The organism is Candidatus Accumulibacter sp. ACC003, from assembly GCF_907163085.1.
Taxonomy (GTDB): Bacteria; Pseudomonadota; Gammaproteobacteria; order Burkholderiales; family Rhodocyclaceae; genus Accumulibacter.
Window position 1 is genome coordinate 62,857 of the sequence record NZ_CAJQTX010000003.1, and the last position, 21,708, is coordinate 84,564.

Below are 21,708 nucleotides of genomic sequence, written 5' to 3' on the forward strand. Positions count from 1 at the left end.
ATGAATCATGTCAAGCGCGCGAGCGCTTCCTCGCCGCGGCTGCGTGGCTTTGGGGCGAAGCCGATCGTCGCGGCCTTGCGCAAGATGATCGCTGCCAATGCCTTCCGCAAGATCGGCGCGAGCGGCAGTGCCGACCGCGCCGCGTCGTCGAGCTTGCGTTTCGAAAGCCTGGAACCCCGGCTATTGCTTTCCGCAGACGTGTTGCCGTATCCGAATCAAGCGTCGACCACCGACCTGCCGGTGCAAGTGGCGCCGTGGGTGGACGTCGGTCCCCGGATTGATCTCGGCAGCGGCGCACGGTCGCTGGCGTCGACGGCGGTTGCCGGAACGAATCAGGCCGCTCCGGCCCGCCCCGGGTCACACGCGATCGTCGTCGTCGACGCCGGCCTTGGTGATTACCAGACGCTGCTTACGGCGATTGCCGCTGGCGAAGATGGCGCTGTCGGCGGCAGAGCAGGGAAGACCGAGGTTTTCGTTCTCGACCAGGGCGGCAATCGCTTGCTGCAGCAGATCACGGACGCTCTGGACGGAGAAAGCGACGTCTCGGCGATTCACATCGTGACGCACGGTGGCGACGGCAGCCTGCAGTTCGGCGCCGAGCGCGTTGATGCCGCAGGGCTGGATGCCTATGCCGCGCAACTGAGCACCTGGAGTCGTGCCCTGACGCCCGATGGCGATATCCTGATCTACGGCTGTGACGTCGGCTATGGGCCGGATGGTGACCGCTTCCTCGCACGCATGGCGGCGCTGACCGGCGCCGACGTTGCCGCATCGACCGACTTTACCGGCAGCCCGCTGCTGGGTGGCAATTGGCAACTGGAGAAAAGCACCGGTCCAATCGAGGCGTCGCTGCCGGCGAGCGAGTCCTCCTTGAACCGATACTCGTCGCTGCTCGGCAATCGAACATGGGATGGTGGCGGCGACGGTGTTTCGTGGAGTGACCGCTTCAATTGGAGTGGCGATCTGGCGCCAGGCGTGAACGACGACGTAATCATCGACGTCGCTGCCGGCGATCCGGCGATCAACGTCTCGGCTGCCGCCGGGCTGGTGCAGCTGAAGAGCCTGAGCAGCAGCCGGCCAATCACCCTTATGGCGGGGGCAACGCTGCAGGCGTCATCGACGATCGTGCTCAATAGGAGCATGACGCTCGCCGGCGGCACGATCGACGGCGGCACGGTCAGTACCGTGGGTGGCGCGAAGCTGCTGGCGACCAGCTCGGGCGGCACCTTGCAGGACGTGACGCTGCAGGGTGATGCGGCGCAGAGCGAACCGACGGTGCTCGATCTGAGCGGCGGCTACGGCGTCAAGGTCGGCGTCAGCGGCGACCTGACGCTGGCCAACGCGACGATCAACGTACAGAACTACGGCCAGCTCAATTTCAGTAGCGCCGCGGCGACGCTGGGCGGCAGCGGCACGGTTCTGTTCGGCGACAACAACAGCTACAACAGCGTCCGCGAAGTCGCCAGTGGCGGCCAGCTGACGATCGGCGCGGGGATCGCCGTCACGGGCGCGGGTGGGACGATCGGCTACAACGCCGGCTGGGGCGGCCCGGCCAACGTTTCGGTGCGCAACCTCGGGAACATCGGTCCCGACCGCGTCGGCACCATCACATTCGCTGGCGCCAGCTTCAACAACCAGGGGACGCTGCAGGCCAGCGGTGGTGGCACGCTCAATCTCCAGGCGACGGCGTGGAGCAACAGTGGGCTGATTACCGAGAGCAACTCGACGCTCAATCTCGGCAGCAGCTTCAGCACCGCTGAGCTCGGTAACTACAGTCGCAGTGGCGGCGCAATCAATCTGAGCGGCACGCTGAACAACGCCGGCGGCACGCTGGCGCTGGACGCCGGCACGGGTTCCTGGAACCTCGCTGGCGGCACCATCCAGGGCGGCACGGTCAGCGCCACGGGCGGCGCGAAGCTGCTGGCGAGCAACCTGGGCGGCACCTTGCAGGACGTGACGCTGCAGGGTGATGCGGCGCAGAGCGAACCGACGGTGCTCGATCTGAGCGGCGGCTACGGCGTCAAGGTTGGCGTCAGCGGCGACCTGACGCTGGCCAACGCGACGATCAACGTACAGAACTACGGCCAGCTCACCTTCAGCAGCGCCGCGGCGACGCTGGGCGGTAGCGGCACGGTGCTGTTCGGCGACAACAACAGCTACAACAGCGTCCGCGAAGTCGCCAGTGGCGGCCAGCTGACGATTGGCCCGGGAATCACCGTCACGGGGTCTGGCGGGACGATCGGCTACAACGCCGGCTGGGGCGGCCCGGCCAACGTTTCGGTGCGCAACCTCGGGAACATCGGTCCCGACCGCGTCGGGACGATCACACTCGCTGGCGCCAGCTTCAACAACCAGGGGACGCTGCAGGCCAGCGGTGGTGGCACGCTCAATCTCCAGGCGACGGCGTGGAGCAACAGTGGCCTGATTACCGAGAGCAACTCGACGCTCAATCTCGGCAGCAGCTTCAGCACCGCTGAGCTCGGCAACTACAGTCGCAGTGGCGGCGCAATCAATCTGACCGGCACGCTGAACAACAGCGGCGGCACGCTGGCGCTGGACGCCGGCACGGGTTCCTGGAACCTCGCCGGCGGCACCATCCAGGGCGGCACGGTCAGCGCCACGGGCGGCGCGAAGCTGCTGGCGAGCAACCTGGGCGGCACCTTGCAGCACGTGACGCTGCAGGGTGATGCGGCGCAGAGCGAACCGACGGTGCTCGATCTGAGCGGCGGCTACGGCGTCAAGGTTGGCGTCAGCGGCGACCTGACGCTGGCCAACGCGACGATCAACGTACAGAACTACGGCCAGCTCACCTTCAGCAGCGCTGCGGCGACGCTGGGCGGTAGCGGCACGCTACTGTTCGGCGACAACAACAGCTACAACAGCGTCCGCGAAGTCGCCAGCGGCGGCGAGTTGACGATTGGCTCGGGAATCACCGTCACGGGCGCGGGTGGGACGATCGGCTACAACGCCGGCTGGGGCGGCCCGGCCAACGTTTCGGTGCGCAACCTCGGGAACATCGGTCCCGACCGCGTCGGGACGATCACACTCGCTGGCGCCAGCTTCAACAACCAGGGGACGCTGCAGGCCAGCGGTGGCGGCACGCTCAATCTCCAGGCGACGGCGTGGAGCAACAGTGGCCTGATTACCGAGAGCAACTCGACGCTCAATCTCGGCAGCAGCTTCAGCACCGCTGAGCTCGGCAACTACAGTCGCAGTGGCGGCGCAATCAATCTGACCGGCACGCTAAACAACACCGGCGGCACGCTGGCGCTGGACGCCGGCACGGGTTCCTGGAACCTCGCTGGCGGCACGATCCAGGGCGGCACGGTCAGCGCCACGGGCGGCGCGAAGCTGCTGGCGAGCAACCTGGGCGGCACCTTGCAGGACGTGACGCTGCAGGGTGATGCGGCGCAGAGCGAACCGACGGTGCTCGATCTGAGCGGCGGCTACGGCGTCAAGGTTGGCGTCAGCGGCGACCTGACGCTGGCCAACGCGACGATCACCGTACAGAACTACGGCCAGCTCAATTTCAGCAGCGCTGCGGCGACGCTGGGCGGTAGCGGCACGCTGCTGTTCGGCGACAACAACAGCTACAACAGCGTCCGCGAAGTCGCCAGTGGCGGCGAGTTGACGATTGGCGCGGGGATCGCCGTCACGGGCGCGGGTGGGACGATCGGCTACAACGCCGGCTGGGGCGGCCCGGCCAACGTTTCGGTGCGCAACCTCGGGAACATCGGTCCCGACCGCGTCGGGACGATCACACTCGCTGGCGCCAGCTTCAACAACCAGGGGACGCTGCAGGCCAGCGGTGGCGGCACGCTCAATGTGCAGCCGACAAGCTGGAGCAACGTGGCTGGCGCACAGATCACGGCCACTGACAGCACGCTGAATCTGGGTGGCAGCTACGCCAACGCCGGCACGATCAGCGCCAGCAACTCGACGGTCAAGCTAGGCGGCAGCCTGACGCTGGCCGATCTCGGGACCTTCAACCGCAGCGGCGGCACGGTCAATCTGAGCGGCACGCTGAACAACGCCGGCGGCACACTGGCGCTGGACGCCGGCACGGGTTCCTGGAACCTGGCGGGCGGTACGATCCAGGGCGGCACGGTCAGCGCCACGGGCGGTGCGAAGCTGCTGGCGACCAACCTGGGCGGCACCTTGCAGGACGTGACGCTGCAGGGCGACGCGGCGCAGAGCGAACCGACGGTACTCGACCTGAGCTCTGGCTACGGCGTCAACCTTGGCGTCAGCGGCGACCTGACGCTGGCCAACGCGACGATCACCGTACAGAACTACGGCCAGCTCAATTTCAGTAGCGCTGCGGCGACGCTGGGCGGTAGCGGCACCGTGCTGTTCGGCGACAACAACAGCTACAACAGCGTCCGCGAAGTCGCCAGCGGCGGCGAGTTGATGATTGGCTCGGGAATCACCGTCACGGGCGCGGGTGGGACGATCGGCTACAACGCCGGCTGGGGCGGCCCGGCCAACGTTTCGGTGCGCAACCTCGGGAACATCGGTCCCGACCGCGTCGGGACGATCACACTCGCTGGCGCCAGCTTCAACAACCAGGGGACGCTGCAGGCCAGCGGTGGCGGCACGCTCAGTGTGCAGCCGACAAGCTGGAGCAACGTGGCTGGCGCACAGATCACGGCCACTGACAGCACGCTGAATCTGGGTGGCAGCTACGCCAACGCCGGCACGATCAGCGCCAGCAACTCGACGGTCAAGCTAGGCGGCAGCCTGACGCTGGCCGATCTCGGGACCTTCAACCGCAGCGGCGGCACGGTCAATCTGAGCGGCACGCTGAACAACACCGGCGGCGCGCTGGCGCTGGACGCCGGCACGGGTTCCTGGAACCTGGCGGGCGGCACGATCCAGGGCGGCACGGTCAGCGCCACGGGCGGTGCGAAGCTGCTGGCGAGCAACCTGGGCGGCACCTTGCAGGACGTGACGCTGCAGGGCGACGCGGCGCAGAACGAACCGACGGTACTCGATCTGAGCTCTGGCTACGGCGTCAACCTTGGCGTCAGCGGCGACCTGACGCTGGCCAACGCGACGATCACCGTACAGAACTACGGCCAGCTCAATTTCAGTAGCGCTGCGGCGACGCTGGGCGGTAGCGGCACGCTGCTGTTCGGCGACAACAACAGCTACAACAGCGTCCGCGAACTCGCCAGTGGCGGCGAGTTGACGATTGGCGCGGGGATCGCCGTCACGGGCGCGGGTGGGACGATCGGCTACAACGCCGGCTGGGGCGGCCCGGCCAACGTTTCGGTACGCAACCTCGGGAGCATCGGTCCCGACCGCGTCGGCACCATCACACTCGCTGGCGCCAGCTTCAACAACCAGGGGACGCTGCGGGCCAGCGGTGGCGGCACGCTCAATGTGCAGCCGACGACGCTTGCCAACTTTGTCGCCGGCACCCTGACCGGCGGCGTCTGGGAGGCGTCCGCGGGCAGCACTCTGCGCGTCCTGCTGAGTTCGCCGATCATCAGCAACGCGGCCAGCCTTGTCCTTGACGGGGTCAACGCCAATTTCTATCGCGATGCCGGTACGACCAGCGCCTTGAGTGGGCTCACGAGCAATGCCAGTGGCGGCAGCCTGACGCTGCGAAACGGCGCCAGCCTGGACCTGGCAAGCGACTTCAGCAATGCGGGCGCGGTGTTCGTCGGCACCAACAGCCTTCTCGAGGTCGGCAGCGCTGACCAGTATGCGGAGACGGTTCTCGGCTTCAGTTCTCAGTACAGTAGCGGTTCGTGGTCCGCCGCGCAGGCTCTGGGAACGCCCAATACCCTCGGCTATGGCGACCGGCCGACGTCCTGGGCACCTTCGTCGCTCAACGGTACGCTGGAGTTCCTCACGCTGGGCTTTGCAACACCTGTTTTCGCCAGTGGCGCAACGATTCGCGAGACCTCTGGAAATGGTTTCGTGTACCAGATCGACGTCGTCGATACCGGCGACGTCCTGCATACCGTCTGGAGTGGGGCCGACTCAAGCCAGCCAGGCGCGACCGTCGATTTCAGCGTGTCCTGGGCGCCGACGGCGTATCTGGTCAAAGGTCTCAAGGTCTATGTAGACACCAATCACGATCTCAATGCCTGGGAAGAAATCGACTCGGTCCGCCTGCGTGCCCGGGTGACCACGGATTCCTACGTGCAGACGGCGGGAAGCACGCTGCTCGACGGCGGTCGGCTGCAAGCGCCAGGCGTCGTCGATCTGCTGGGTGGGAGCCTGAGTGGTGCGGGCATCATCGACGCCGACCTGGCGAATTCGGCGCTGATCAACCCCGGTAAGCCGCTGGGCACGCTGAGCGTCGTCGGCAACTATACCCAGACCGCCGCTGGTGTGCTCACCGTCGAGCTCGGTGGAGTGAACGCAGGATCACAGTTCGATCAACTCGCCATCGACGGTGACGCGGCGCTTGACGGCACCCTGAATGTTGCCCTGATCAATGCCTTCACGCCGACCAGCGGCGATGCCTTCAAGGTCCTCGGCTTTGCCGCGCGGAGCGGCCAGTTCGCGCAGATTGCCAGCCCGTCGGCGCTCCTGCGCGCCAATTACAGTGCCAGCGACCTCACCCTGCTCAGCGAAGTTGCGGGCATCAAGATCAACCCGACTTTCGGACTGACGACGTCGGAGGCCGGGGCAACTGCGACTTTCACCGTGGTCCTCGACACGGCACCAACGGCCGCGGTGTCGATCGCTCTACTCTCGGATAAGCTGGCCGAAGGCACGCTGTCGACGGCATCGCTGCTGTTCACGCCGCAAGACTGGAATCTGCCGCAGACCGTCACGGTCACCGGCGTCGATGACGCCGTCGACGACGGCGACGTGGCGTACCACGTCGTCACCGCGCCGGCGGTCTCAGCCGATCCTGCCTACGACGGCTTCAACGCCAGCGACGTGACTCTCAGCAATCTCAACGACGATCACGCCGGCTTCATTTTCAGCGCCATCTCCGGGCTGGCGACGTCTGAATCGGGCGCTGGCGCGACCTTTACCGTCGCGCTCGCTTCCAGGCCGACGGCGAACGTCCGCTTCGTGCTGGCGTCGAGCAATGGCAGCGAAGGCACGGTGCTGCCGTCGCAGCTCACGTTCACGCCGCAAAACTGGAATATCGCCCAGACGGTCACCGCCAGCGGCGTCGAAGACCAGGTCGTCGATGGCGACGTCGCCTGGGCGATCGTCACGTCGCCGGCGGTCAGTGCTGACCTCAAGTACCAGGGGCTCAACCCCCCGGACGTCAGCCTGGTCAACCACGACAACGACACGCTCGACCTGCGCATTGCCAACCTGTCGCTGACACCGGCCGCCGGACTACAGTCGGGTGGCACGGTGCTCGTCACATGGACGGTGGCGAACGTTGGCAACGTCGCCACCAACCGTTCCTTTTCCGACCTGCTGGTGGTCAAGAACGCGAGCAGCGGCCAGACGCTGTTTAGCACGCCGGTGCTCTACGACCAGAATTCGCTGGCCAACGGCGCGATCGAGGCCGGGGGGTCGCGGCAGCGGCAGTTCTCGCTCAGATTGCCCGATGGCCTGGTCGCTGTCGGCGACCTCTCATTTACGGTCACGCTCAACGCCTACGGCGAGATCAGTGAATCGACTCCGGCTGCGGCCAACAACACCGCCAGCATCACGCAGGCCTCGACGCTGGCGCCGTATCCGGATCTGCAAATCCAGAACCTGCGCCTGCAGCCCGCCACTGGCGTGTTGTCCGGCAGCCCGCTGCTCGTCCTCTGGGACGACGCCAACGTCGGCAATGGCGCGACCAGCGCTGCGTGGCTCGATCGGCTGACGGTGCGGAACCTGAGCACCGGCGAAGTGCTGCTGTACACCACCATCGCACACGATCCGGCGCTGCCGGCCAACGCGCCGATCGCCGCTGGCGGCACGCACTCGAAGCAGTACGCGTACACCCTGCCCGACGGACCGCGCGGCGTCGGTGACCTCGAGGTCACGGTGCTCGCCGACGCCAACGGCAATCTCTTCGAGCTCAATCCGGCGGGCACCGCCGAAGCCAACAACGCGGCCGTGGTCACGACCACGTCTACACTCGCCAGCTACCCCGACCTGGTGGTCGCCAACCTGCGCATCGAACCGCCCGCCGGCCTGTTTTCGGGCGCTTCGTTCACGGTCCTCTGGAACGACAGCAATACCGGCACGCGCGCCACGTCTGCTGGCTGGAGCGACCAGCTGACGATCAGGAACACCAGCACCGGCGAGACTCTGGCCAGTGTCTCATTGCCTTACGACCCCGCCGCGATCGGCAACGGCAGCATTACGCCGGGCGGCACTCGTGCCAGGCAGTACACGCTTCGTCTACCCGATGGTTTGCGCGGCGTTGGTCAAATCGAGGCGACGGTCAGCATCGACAGCAGCCAGACGATTTTCGAGAACAATGCCGGCGGTACCGCCGAGGCCAACAACACGGCGGTGTTGACGCGTAGCTCGGCGCTGGCCGCGTATCCCGACCTGCAGGTCACCGAGCTGAGCATCGACGGTCCCGACGGGGTCGTTTCCGGCGGCGCCGTGACCGTTCAGTGGAACGACGCCAACACCGGCAGCGGCGCGACTGCTGGCGCCTGGAGCGACCTGCTGGAAGTGAAGAATACGACTACCGGCGAGATCCTGGTCAGCAGGGCGCTGGTCTACGACCCGGCGGTCACCGGCAACGGCGACATCGCCGCGGCCGACAAACGCGCCCGGCAGTACAGCTTTCGCTTGCCCGACGGCGTCGCTGGAGTGGGCCAGCTGCTGGTCAAGGTCCTTGCCGACACCGGCAATGCGCTTTTCGAAGGCAACCCCGCCGGTACGGCCGAGAGCAATAACGTCGCTTCGCTGAGCGCCGCGTCGGTCGCCGGGCCCTATCCAGACTTGCAGGTGAGTGATCTGGCGTTCGACCCGGTCAGCGGCCTGCAGTCGGGCGACGTGGTGACGCTGCGCTGGAGCGACCGCAATAGCGGCGGCCGCGAAACGAGCGGTTCGTGGAACGATTACGTCACGGTCACCAACGTCTCGACCGGCGAAACGCTGAGCACGGGCACCGTTGCCTACCAGGAATCGGCGGTCGGTAACGGCGCGATCGCCAGTGGCGCAAAGCGGTCACGACAGTTCGCCTTCACGTTGCCGAGCGGCTTGCGTGGCGCCGGGCAAATCCAGGCCACCGTCAGCAGCGACTGGTTCAACCAGATTTTTGAATACAACACCGCCGGGCCAGGTGGCGCCAATGCCGCCGAAGGCAACAACAGTGCAAGCGCTACGGCAACGTCCTTGCTAGCACCGGCTCCCGACCTGCAGGTGAGCGGCCTCGCCCTGACCCCGGCCGCGGGGCTGGCATCGGGCGACAGCGTCGTCTTGCACTGGAATGTTGCCAACACCGGCACGGCCGCCGCCGGCAAAGCGTTCTACTCGCACGTCAGCGTCTTCAACGAGCAGACGGGCAAGGAGCTGAGCACCTTCGATGTGGCCTACGACCCGACGCTTGTCGGCAACGCGGCCATCGCCAGCGGCGACTCGCTTGCGCAGCAGCTCGCTTATACCTTGCCGGCCGGCGATGCCGGCGCCGGCACGCTGCTATTTACGGTCACCGCCGACTACTACAATCAGCTTTCCGAGTACAACACCGCCGGCCCGAACAGCACCAGCACCGCCGAGACCAATAACGCCAGCAGCGTCACCGCGCTTTCGGCGCTGGCGCCGTATGCCGACCTGGCGGTAGACAGCGTCATGGCGCCGGCCTTGACGATCGGCGACCCGGCGCAGGTGACGATCAGCTGGAGCGTCGCCAACGTCGGCAGCGCGGCAACGACGCTTGCCGCCTGGGTCGATACGATCATCATTTCGCCCGACGCCGAACCCAGCCATGGCACGGTGCTCAAGGAGTTCGCGCACCAGGGCGCGCTGGCGACGGGTGCCGGCTATTCGCGCAGCGAGACCTTCCTCTTGCCGGCGCAGTTCCAGACGCATTCGCACCTCTTCGTGCGCACCGACGCCGCTGATGCGGTCTTCGAGAACGGCGGCGAAGCAAACAACTTCGGCGAAGCCGCCAATCTCTTCGACGTGACGCCGATTCCCTACGCCGACCTGACCGTGTCGGGCGTCAGCGTGCCGCTTGCCGGCGCCAGCGGCCAGGCGATCGAGGTCGCCTGGACGGTCAGCAACCAGTCGCCGCACGCGATCGGTACGACCAATACCGGCCTGTGGGCTGATTCGCTGTATCTGGCGTCCGACGCGGCGGGCAAGAACGTCGTCGCGTCTCTGGGAGGCTTCGATCACCTCGGCGCGCTGGCCGTCGGCGGTAGCTATACACATACCGTCAGCGCGACCCTGCCGGACGGTCTGAGCGGTAGCTTCTACGTCGTCGTTCGCACCGGCGGACCGCACGAGTTCATTTACACCGACAATAACAGCGCCGTCTCGGGGCCTCTGGCGGTGGCCTTCTCGGCGCCGCCGGATCTGACGCCAAGCCACCTGGCGGCGACGACGCCGGGATCGACGGCCGTGCTTGACACCGCCAACGCCGGCGACAAGATCGATGTCAGCTGGACCGTTCACAATGTCGGTGCTGGCGAGACCAAGGGTACCTGGGTCGATAGCGTCGTGCTCAGGGAAGTCGGCGGCATCCGATCGTTTACGCTCGGCGCGTTCACCTACGCCAGCCCACTGCCGGGTGGCCAGTTCTATACCCGCACCGAGCAGCTGCAGCTGCCGAGCAAGGTTCAGGGCGTCTTCCAGCTGTTGCTGACGACCAATACCGGACTTTTCCCGATCTTCGAGAACGGCGCCAGTGCGAACAACACGCTCGTCGATGCGCAGACGCTGACGCTCACCGTGCCGCCCAATCCCGACCTGCAAGTGTTCTCGATCGACAACGCCCCGGCAACGGCCAACGCCGGCGGCACCGTTGCCCTCGACTACACGGTCATCAACCAGGGGAGCGCCGACGCGCGTGGTCACTGGACCGACAAGGTTTACCTGTCTCTGAAGGACCATCTCGACGGCAGCGCGATCTTCCTGGGTTCCTTCGCCAACCAGTCGGCGTTGATGCCCGGCGCCAAGTATCAAGGACACAGCGACAACCTGTCAGTGCCCAAACGTCTTGGCGGGCCCGCCTACCTGATCGTCGCGACAAACGCCGACGGCAGCGTCGACGAATTCCCGCGCGCCGACAACAACACGCTCGTGCAGTCGATTTACATCAACCCTGAACCGCCGGCCGATCTCGTCACCGGCCTCGTCACCGCGCCGAACCAGACCTTCGACGGCACGACCATTGACGTCTCGTACCACGTCAGCAACCTTGGCCTGGAACCCACCGACCGGTCGAGCTGGACCGATACCATCTGGCTGACCCGCGACGCGACGCGCCCGAACGTCACCAAGGGCGACGTGCTGCTGGCGACGCTGCCGCATAGCGGCCTCCTCGGCAACGACCCGTCGATCATCGCGCCGCCGGTCGGCTACGATGTCAGCACGCAGGTGACGCTGCCCAAGCACATCTCGGGGCAGTTCTACATCACCGCCTGGTCAGATTCCTTCGATGTCGTCCTCAAGAGTACCCAGGACGTCAATGTCAATCCCGACGACCCGACGCAGCTCAACAACGACAACTACAAGGCTCGGCCGATTACCGTCCTGCTGACGCCGCCGCCCGACCTGGTGGTGACGGCGGTGACGCCGCAGGCTTCGGCGCTTGGCGGCGACGATTTCACCGTCCAATGGACGGTGCAGAACAAGGGCACCAGCGCGACCGAAGGCAGCGTTCTCTTCGACCAGGTGTATCTCTCCGACAAGGCGACTTTCGTGCCGCCGTTCAGTGGCCAGAACGTCGGCAACCAGTGGTTCCTGGGCAGCGTCGAGCACGACGGGATCGTTGCCAGCAATGGCTCCTACACGGCACAGCACACCTTCAAGCTGTCGCCGGAGATCTCCGGCAAGTACGTCATCGTGGTGAGCAATACCGGCGGCACGGTGATCGACCCGAGCAAGGACCCGCGGTTTTCCGTCGCCGTCGGAACGTACTTTGCACCGACCTGGGAAGGACCGTACACCGACGACAATGTCACCGCCGCCGCGACGCACGTCACGCCGCTGCCGCCGGCCGACCTGCAGGTGACTTCGGTCGTCGCCCAGGTGCCCAACTATTCGGGCGAATCTACCGAGGTCACCTGGACCGTCCAGAACCTCGGTGCGGCGGCCTGGTCGGGTACGCGCTACTGGCTCGACGACGTCTATTTCTCGCGCTATCCGACGCTCGACGTGTCCCGCGACGTCCTGGTTGGCCAATTCGCTCACAGCAATGATCAGCCGCTGGCGGCGGCGGCCAGCTACACGCAGTCGGCAAGTTTCGTCTTGCCCAAGGGTATCGGCGGCAGCGTTGCCGATCCGCAGACTTTTTACGTGCACGTCGTGACCGACGCCCACGGCACGATCAATACCCGGTCGCGCGACAACAGCGCCAGCCGTGGATCGTTCGCGACGCTCGCCTATGAGGATGCCAGCAACAATCAGCGCACCGGCACGCTGCCGGTCATTTACCGCGAGCCTGACCTGCGGGTGACCGACCTGCTGGTGCCTACCGCCGGAGTGCATTCCGGCGATATCGTGGCGGTCACCTGGACGGTCGGCAACCTCGGCAACCGCGACACGCGCGAAGGCAACTGGAGCGACCGCGTATTCCTGTCCACCGACGCATCGCTCGACTCCGGCGACACGCAGTTGGGCGAGATTGCGCACAGCACGATCCTCAAGACCGGCGAGCAGTACTCGGAGACGCTCAACGTTCGCCTGCCCGACGGCATCGGCGGCGACTTCCACATTCTGGTGTTCACCGACGCGACGGTACGCGGAACGAACGGCGTGCCGGGAGTCAGCGGCGGTACCTCGATGGGATCGGTTCCCGAGTTTCAGGGCGAGGGCAACAACCAGACCGCCGCAGCGATGCCGGTTACGCTGACGCCGCCACCCGACCTGCAGGTCACCGCGCTCGTCGCGCTTGGCCCGGACCCGGCGCAGCCCGGCCACGTGCTCAGCGGCCAGTCATTCACCGTCACCTACACCGTGACCAACACCGGCAGCGGCGATACGCCAGACCGCCAGGCGATTTGGGAAGACCGCATTTACCTGTCGCGCGACCCCTACCTCAGCGATGCCGACGTTTACTTTGCCGACGACCGCCACAGCGGTGGCCTGGCGGCCGGCGCCAGCTATTCGAGGAGCGTGACGCTCAAGGCGCCACGCAACATGAGCGGACCCTGGTACGTCTTCGTCCTCAGCGATGCGCCGACGTCGATCTCGCCGCGCGGCCTGGTATTCGAGGGTGACCACGAGGGCAACAATGCGACGGTGACGGCGACGCCGCTGCTGATCGAGCAGCCACCGCCGTCCGATCTGGTGGTCGACAGCATTACCGTACCGCAATCGGCGATGGCCGGCGATCCCGTGCACCTGAACTGGACGGTGAGCAACATCGGCGTCAACGCCGCCATTGGCAGCTGGAGCGACATCGCTTATCTGTCGGCCGACAACACCTGGGATATCAGCGACCGGCCGATCGGCCGTTTCAGTTTCAGCGGGACGCTGCTACCCGGAGATTCCTACCACGCCACGCTGGACGCCAATCTGCCGCCGGCCACGCCCGCTTCGTATCGGGTGATCGTGCGCAGCGACATCTTTGACGACATCTTCGAATCGCAGGAACTGAATAACACGACGACCTCGGCCGACCTGCTCAAGGTCAGCGTTCCCGAGTTGCACCTCGGCGTGCCGCTGAGCACGACGCTGCATACGGGCGAAGACCGGCTCTACCAGGTCAGCGTCGCGCAGGGGGAGACCTTGCGCGTCGACCTGATCTCCGCCGATTCGGCGGCGGCCAACGTCCTGTTCCTGCGCTACGCCGCCCTGCCGAGCGGCTCGACCTACGACGCCGCGTACCAGCAAGCGCTGCAGGCAAACCAGTTCGCGGTGATTCCCTCGACGACCGCCGGGACCTACTACGTGCTGATCCACGGGCAGTCGGAGCCGTCCGCCGGGGCGCCGGTCAGCATTCTGGCGCACGTCCTGCCCTTCGGCATTACCGACATCGTTCCCGACAAGGGTGGCGACAGTCGCTACGTCACGACGACCATTCTGGGAGCACAATTCGACGCGCAGGCGACGGTCAAGTTGATTCGTCCGGGCTTCGCCGAATACGAGCCGGTCAGCTATCAGGTGATCGACAAGACGCGCATCATCGCCATCTTCGACTTGCGCGCCGCGCCGCACGGCCTCTACGACGTCAAGGTCATCAACCCCGATGGCCGGACGGCCGTCGCGCCGTACCGCTACCTGGTCGAACAGGCCTTGCCGCCCGATGTCAGTATCGCCCTGGGTGGCCCGCGCGTCGTCTGGGCGGGGCAAAGCGGGCTGTATGGCTTCACGCTCACCAGCCGGACCAACGTCGACATCCCCTACGTCGAGTTCCAGTATGGAGTTCCCGGGCTGCCGCTGAACGAAGGCGTGCCGTATCTCGGATTCACGACCAACGTCAGTGGCGCGCCAGACGTCGCCAACGTTCCCTGGGCAGGCGTCGTGCCCAGCGCCAACAGCAATGGCCAGCTACTGAGCAGCGGTTACGCGATCGACTTCGCCGACCGCTCGAACACCACTTTCAGCTTCCTCGTCCAGACCTACCCCAATGGCCTGCCGCCGGGCGCGTACTCCGAACAACCCGGGGTGACGGCGTTTGCCTTCAACATCATGGGCGCGGCGACGCCGCTGACGCGCGACGAGTACGTCGCGCAACAGAGCGCCCTGGCGGCGATCCTGCGCGCCAATATCATCAAGGACTCTGGCGCCTCGTCGGCGTTGCGCAATCTTGCCGCAGACGCGAGCTTATGGACCGGCCTGTATCTCGAGGCGCTGGTCCAGGCGGGCCTCCTGCGGGCCGTGGACGCGCCTCCGGCGGTGCACGAAAATCCGCTGTTGGTCAGCCTGCAGGCGATGTTGAGCGCCGGCATCCTGGCCGGGCCAGCGGGCCAGCAGATCATCACCAGCGGCAATCTGGTGCAGTTCTTCGACCAGGTGCGCACCTGGTACGGCGACGACCCGAGTAAAACGACGCCCTACAGCAGCGTCAAGCAGGATCTCGTCAGCCCCGACGACCCGACCAGCTACTGGAGTTTCGATCCGCCGCCGGCCAGCGACTTCAACCTGCAGCAGTCGGCGCCGACGCATTACGAGGGTTTCTACGTCTACGTGCCGTGGGCCAACGACTGGGACTTTCCGACCCACCCGGACCACGGCGACTCGGACGAGACGCACCCCGAGAACCCGAACTTCCTCAACGTCCAGGCGCCGAATTTTGCCCCCTTCTTCACCGGCACCGGCCGCGCCGGGCAGGCGGCGGTGAATGGTCCGCTGGCTTTCGGTTCCGCGCAGTTCGTTCCGCAGAATCAGGCCGAGCCCTACACCATCCAGTTCCAGAACGGCGCCAACGCCGCCGCGACAGTCGGCCAGGTGCGCGTCGTCAGCCAGCTCGACGCCAATCTGGACCCGCGCAGTTTCCGGCTTGGCGACCTCCAGCTCGGCGATCTGCAGGTGCACATCCCGTCCGACGTCGGTTCTTTCCAGGGCGATTTCGACTTCACCAGGAGTCGCGGATTCATTCTGCGCGTCAGCACCGGCATCGACATCGCCTCCAACACCGTGACCTGGCTGTTGCAGGCCATCGATCCGTTGACCGGCGAGGTGGTCAGCGACCCGACCCGCGGCCTGTTGCCGCCAGACAACGCGCAGGGCGCCGGACGTGGCTTCGTCACCTACACGGTGTTGCCGCGCGACGGCCTGGCCACCGGCACGCCGATCAGCGCGCAGGCGCGCGTGCTGTTCAATACCACCGCGCCGCTCGATACCGCGCCGATCACCTACACCCTCGACGCGTTCGCTCCGACCAGCACGTTGACCGCCAGCCGGGTAGTCCAGGGTGGCAGCGATTACCGCGTGCAGTGGAGCGCACAAGACGAAAATGGCGGCAGCGGCGTCAAGAGCGTCAGCGTCTACGTTGCCGAGGACGGCGGCGACTACGCGATCTGGAAGAGCCAGAGCAGCGATACCGCCGGTATCTACAACGGCCGCGCCGGACACAGCTACCAGTTTCTCGCGCTGGCGTCCGACAACGCCGGCAACCAGGAACAGCCGGGCGCCGGAAAGTCGGTCCCCAGCGATGATTCGCGAGCCAATCTGGGCGGCTTGCCGACGGTATCCGGCAGCAGTCGCGATTTCGGCTCGCCGCCGCCAGCGAGTGCGCAAGCGGCGGTCAATCCGCTGTTCGTGCAGGCCGAGCAGGGGATCCCCGCGAGCCTCAGTCCCAGCCACCTGCCCGAGTTCCAAAGCGTCGTGTCGCCGTTCACCGGCCAGGTCTTTGCCAGCGGATTCGTCCAGAGCGGCGCCGCTATCGGCCCGCTGGCGATTCTGATCCTGCCCGACGGTTCGCTGCTGGCCAGCGGCGGCGCCGCGCGCAACCAGTTGTTCCGCTTCAACAGCGACGGCGGCAGGGCGGCAACGCCGCTGGCGACGCTCGCCCAGCCGATCTACGACATGGCCCTGGACAGCACGGGCGCCGTCATCTGGGCGACGACCGGCGGCGGTCCCTTGCTCAAGCTCGACGCGACCACCGGTGAGATCCTCGGCGAGTTCGGTGACGGCCTGACGCAGAGCCTGGCCATCGAGCCGGGCAGCGGGCTGATCTACCTGTCGTCGGGCAACGGCATCGAGGTCTTCGATCCGGGCAGCGGCAGCTTCGCTCATTTCAGCGACATCCGCGTCGGCAGTCTGGCCTTCGCGCCCGACGGCACGCTCTGGGCGGCGACCTGGCCGCACAACCAGGCGCAGATCATCCAGTTCAGCGGGACGCCGGTGAAGCCGCGGCTGATGCTCGACTTCAACGCCGACGTCGACTCGCTGGCCTTCGGCCTGCCGGGCTCGCCACTAGAAGGCCTGCTCTTCGTCTCGCACAGCGAGGAGTCGATGGCGGGTGCCGGCAGCGAATTGACGATGGTCGATCTGGCGACGCTCAAGAGGGTGGTACTGGCCAGTGGTGGCACGCGTGGCGATCAGCTCAAGGCCGGCGCCGACGGCCGGGTGTTCATCAGCCAATCACACCAGATCGACGTCCTCAACCCGGTTCGCCCGCCGCACGTCGCGCGCAGCAACCCGCCGACGGACGCGACCGTGGCCTTGCCCTTCGCCAACGTCGCCGTGACCTTCGACGAAGACATGCTCGCCAGTAGCGCGGCCGACCCGCACTCGGTGCTCAATCCCGACAACTACCGCTTGCTGGGCGACTTGGCGGGCGCGGTGCCGATCCGCGCCATCGCCTACGACCAGGCCAGTCGGACCGCCGTGTTGAGTTTCACGCCGCTATTGGCCGACCATTATCAGTTGCAGGTGTTGACGCAACTGCACAGCAACGCCGGCCTCGCGCTGGCGGCGCCGTACAGCAGCGCGTTTACGGCCATCGGCGACCTCAGCGCGGTGCTCGGCCTGGACTTCTCGTTGGCGCGCAGCGATCGAGCGACGGGTACGATTTCGTTCGACGTCACGCTCAGCAACAACAGTCAGTACCGGCTGTTGTTGCCGGTGATCCTGCAATTGACGCCGCTGCAGCACTTCGACGGCGAGCCGCTCGGCAATCAGGGCCGCGCCGCCGATGGCTCGTGGTTGATCGACCTGAGCGGCACTCTGCCGCCCGACGGCATTCTCGAACCGGGGCAGCGGGCGACCGGCAGAACCATTTCCGTGCTCACCCCCGATCGTCACCCGGTCGCCTTCGACCCTGGCGTATCGGGCCTGCTGGCCGGCAACCATGCGCCCGCCTTTTCTTCGCTGCCGCCGACATCGGCCGCCGTCGCTGAGCTGTACAGCTACCAGCCGCTGGCGGCGGATAGCGATGGCGATCAGCTGTCGTACCTGCTGGTCCGCGGGCCGGCCGGAATGGTCGTGGACGCGCTCACTGGCCTGCTCACCTGGACGCCGTTGGCAGCGAGTTCCGGGCTGACGACTGCAGTCGTGCAGGTCTACGATTCGGCCGGCGCCTACGACACGCAATCGTTCACCGTGGCGGTGAACGGCGTCAACGGCACGCCGGTGTTTGTTTCTCTTGCCGACCAGATTCGCGGCAAGGAAGGCGAACGGCTACAAGTGCTGATCGAAGCGAGCGATCCGGAAGGCGATCCGCTGGTTTACTGGACCGATCACCTGCCGCCGGGTGCGGTCTTCGATGCCGTCCAGCACGCGCTGGTGTGGACGCCCGACTTCCATTCCGCGGGAACGTATAGCGACGTGCGCCTGCTGGTCAGCGACGGGTTGCACACGCTGAGCGAGACGATCACGGTGATCATCGCGCCGACGCCGCAAGCACCGACCTTTGCCAAGCCAGCCAATTTCACCGGCCGTGAAGGCGACCCGATCGAGATTCAGTTGCGTGCCAGCGACGTGCATGGCGCGGCGCTGAGCTTTAGCAGCGACCTGCTGCCGCCGGGCGCCTTCCTCGACCCGCAGAGCGGCGTCTTGCAATGGACTCCCGATGCGACGCAGCACGGCGTTTTTTTCGGTGCCGATCCGCGTCAGCAACGGGCAGGCGAGCAGCAGCCAGACGCTGGCCATCGTCGTGCTGAACGCCAATGCGGCGCCGGTATTCGAAAATCTCAGCGACTTCCAGATCCTCGAAGGGCAGCAGCTCCAGTTCCGCGCGCAGGCCTTCGACGCCGACAACCCGACCTGGATCGCTCCCGAGCGTGCGGCCGATGGCACGCTGGTCAGCAGCGAGGCGGGCAGGGCTTCGGTCAGTTATGCCGCCAGCGGCCTGCCGCCAGGCGCGACTTTCGACGCCGAGACGCAACTCGTCACCTGGACACCGGGCTACGGCGACGCCGGCCAGCACACGCTGACGATCACCGCTACCGATGACGGCGACGGCACCGGGCAGCCACTCAGCACCGTCCAGACGGTCACCATCAAGGTGCTCAACGTCAACCGTGCGCCGCAGCTGGACTTCATGGCCAACCTGCACATCGACCACGATACGGTCGTGCACCTCCCGCTGCAGGCGGTGGACGCCGACGGCGATCCGCTGAGGCTCGCGCTGGTCGGCTTGCCGGCCTTCGGCGAGTTCGTCGATTACGGCGACGGTACCGGCCAGCTCACTTTCAAGCCCGGGCGCGATGACCGGGGCAACTACACGCTCTCGCTGAGCGCCTTCGACAACGGCGACGGCAATGGACCGGGGGCGATTCTGTCGGCTACGCAGTCCTTTGTGCTGAGCGTCGACGCGACCAACGTGCCGCCGCATCTGGCGCCTATCGGTAACCAGGTGGCGCTGGTCGGGCAGGCCTTGCAGTTCACCATCCAGGCCGGCGACGGCGATCAGGAAGCGCTGGCCTTCAGCGCCGTCGGTCTGCCCGGCAACGCCAGCATCGCTGCCGGCCCGGCTTACGGCCAGGCCGTCATCAGCTGGACGCCGACGGCGCTCGACGTCGGCAACTACACGGTTCTCGTCAGGGTCGCCGACGGCGGCAACGGCGATCCGGCACGCTCGCTTGCCGATCAACGCACCTTTACGCTGGCCGTGCGCACCAGCAACCAGGCGCCAGCGTGGCTGTCGTCCGCCACCCAGACAGCGCCCGCCAGCCAGACGCTGGCGCTGCAGTTGCGAGCGCTTGACGCCGACGGCGACCCGTTGACGTATTCGGCGGCCAATCTGCCGGTCGGGGCGACGCTCGACGCGCTCGCCGGCGTACTGACCTGGACGCCGCTGTTGGTGCAGGTCGGCAAATACGAGCATATCGTGCTGACCGCCAGCGACGGCAACCTGGCGACCAGCCAGACGATGAGTATCACCGTCACGCCGGTCAACGAGGCGCCGCGCTTCGTGCCGCTGCCCGCACAGTCGGGCCGCGAGGGAACTTTGCTGCAATTCACGCTGGCCGCCGCCGACGCCAACCAGGATCCGCTGACCTACAGCGCGACCTCGGCGCTGCCTGCCGGGGTGCTTCTCGAAGCGTCGACCGGGCGCCTGCAATGGACTCCGGACTACCAGCAGGCGGGTGACTACGCGCTCGCCTTCACCGTGACCGATGCCGGTGGTCTGACCGACAGCCTGGCGGCGCAGCTGCATATCGACAACGTGGACCGGCCACCGACGCTGCTGGTCGATAATCACGGGCTGCTCGTCGGGCAGCCGTTCAGCCTGCAGTTGACCGGTGCCGATGCCGATCTGGCGACGACCTTGAGCTACTCGGCGAGCGGGCTGCCTGCGGGCGCGACGCTGGACGCCGGCAGCGGGCGCCTGCTGTGGACTCCCGGACCGTCGCAGACCGGCGACTTTCCCGTGCAATTTGCCGTCAGCGACGGCGAGTTGACGATCACCCGACCGTCGCTCCTGCGCGTCACGCTCGCTGCCGTACCGCCACAGGTGCTGATCGAGCTGACCCCCAGTTTCCCCGGCGTTCCAGGTTCACCGGTGCTCGTACACGCCGCCGCCAGCAGCGTCGCACCGATCAGCGGCCTGACCCTGACGGTCGACGGACAGCCGCTCGTCCTTGACGTACACGGTCGCGCGACCTACGTTCCAGCGACGCCCGGTCGCTTTGCGATTGTCGCCACGGCCAGCGACGGCGACGGCCGCGTTGGCACTGCCAGCAGCGTCTTGAAGGTCCGCGACCCGAACGATCAACTCGCACCGCTGCTGTCGTTGGCAAACCTTGCGGCCGGCAGCACGCTGACCAGCGTCCTCGATCTGCGCGGCTCGGTCAGCGACAGCAACCTTGACTTCTGGACCCTGGAGTTGGCGCCACTCGGCTCCGAACGCTTCACGACGTTGGCTGGCGGCGACAGCTCGGTCAGCGGCGTGCTCTACGCACTCGATCCGGCCAGCCTGGCCAACGGCGTTTATCGCCTGCGCCTGACGGCAAGCGATATCAGTGGTCGTACGACGACTACCGAGACGGTCTTCGACGCCAATACGGCGAGCAAGCCGGGAAGCTACCAGCAAGCGGACGTCGATCTTTCGGCAAATCTCGGCGGCACGGTGGTCCACCTGGTACGTTCCTACGATTCCCTGCAGCACGATGTGGCGGGAACTTTCGGCCTGGGTTGGCGGCTCGCCAACCGCGACAGCGACATCCAGACCAGCGTCGTGCCGACCGGCGAGGAAAGCCGCGGCATCTACAATCCCTTCCAGCAGGGCACGCGCGTTTACCTGACGCTGCCCGATGGTCGGCGAGTCGGCTATACCTTTACTCCCGAGAAGCACACGCTCTCCGGCGTCAGCTATTACACGCCCGCGTACCAGGCCGATGTCGGCGTCGACTACCGGCTCGATTCGGCCGGCGCGGTGCTGATTCGTGGTCCGAAAGGCTTCTACGACGCGCAGACCGGGCAGGCTTACGATCCTGCCAGTGGGCAGTTCGACGGGCCCGAATACACGCTCAGCGCGCCCGACGGAACCGTTTACCAGCTCAGCGCGGCCAAGGGCGTCGAGCAGCAAGTCCTGCCCGGCGGCGGGCGCCTGATTTTCACCGACGACGGCATCACCAGTTCGACGGGCGAGGCCGTGCACTTCGTTCGCGATGCGTCGGGGAGGGTCAGCGAGATTATTGGGCCCGACGGCCGGCGCGTGGTCTACGCCTACGATGCGCTCGGCAAGCTGACTTCCTTCCACGACACCAG

Annotated in this window: 2 protein-coding genes (1 of these 2 only partly in view); both read left to right on the top strand. The window is 66.4% G+C overall.

Annotation, left to right across the window (positions count from 1 at the left end; all coding sequences use genetic code 11):
- Window positions 1-18,948, top strand: a complete 18,948-nt coding sequence (locus QZ656_RS06680; RefSeq protein ID WP_291992683.1) for a DUF4347 domain-containing protein — start codon at window positions 1-3, stop codon at window positions 18,946-18,948.
- On the top strand, window positions 18,845-21,708 hold the start of the coding sequence (locus tag QZ656_RS06685) for an Ig-like domain-containing protein (RefSeq protein WP_291992721.1). It continues 10,597 nt past the right edge of the window; only the first 2,864 of its 13,461 coding nucleotides appear in the window; its start codon is at window positions 18,845-18,847; its stop codon lies beyond the right edge, outside the window. Before QZ656_RS06680 ends, QZ656_RS06685 begins: the two co-directional genes overlap by 104 nt.

Coding starts and splice junctions, on each gene's coding strand:
- QZ656_RS06680 (WP_291992683.1), top strand. CDS start 1: ATGAATCATGTCAAGCGCGCGAGCGCTTCCTCGCCGCGGCTGCGTGGC.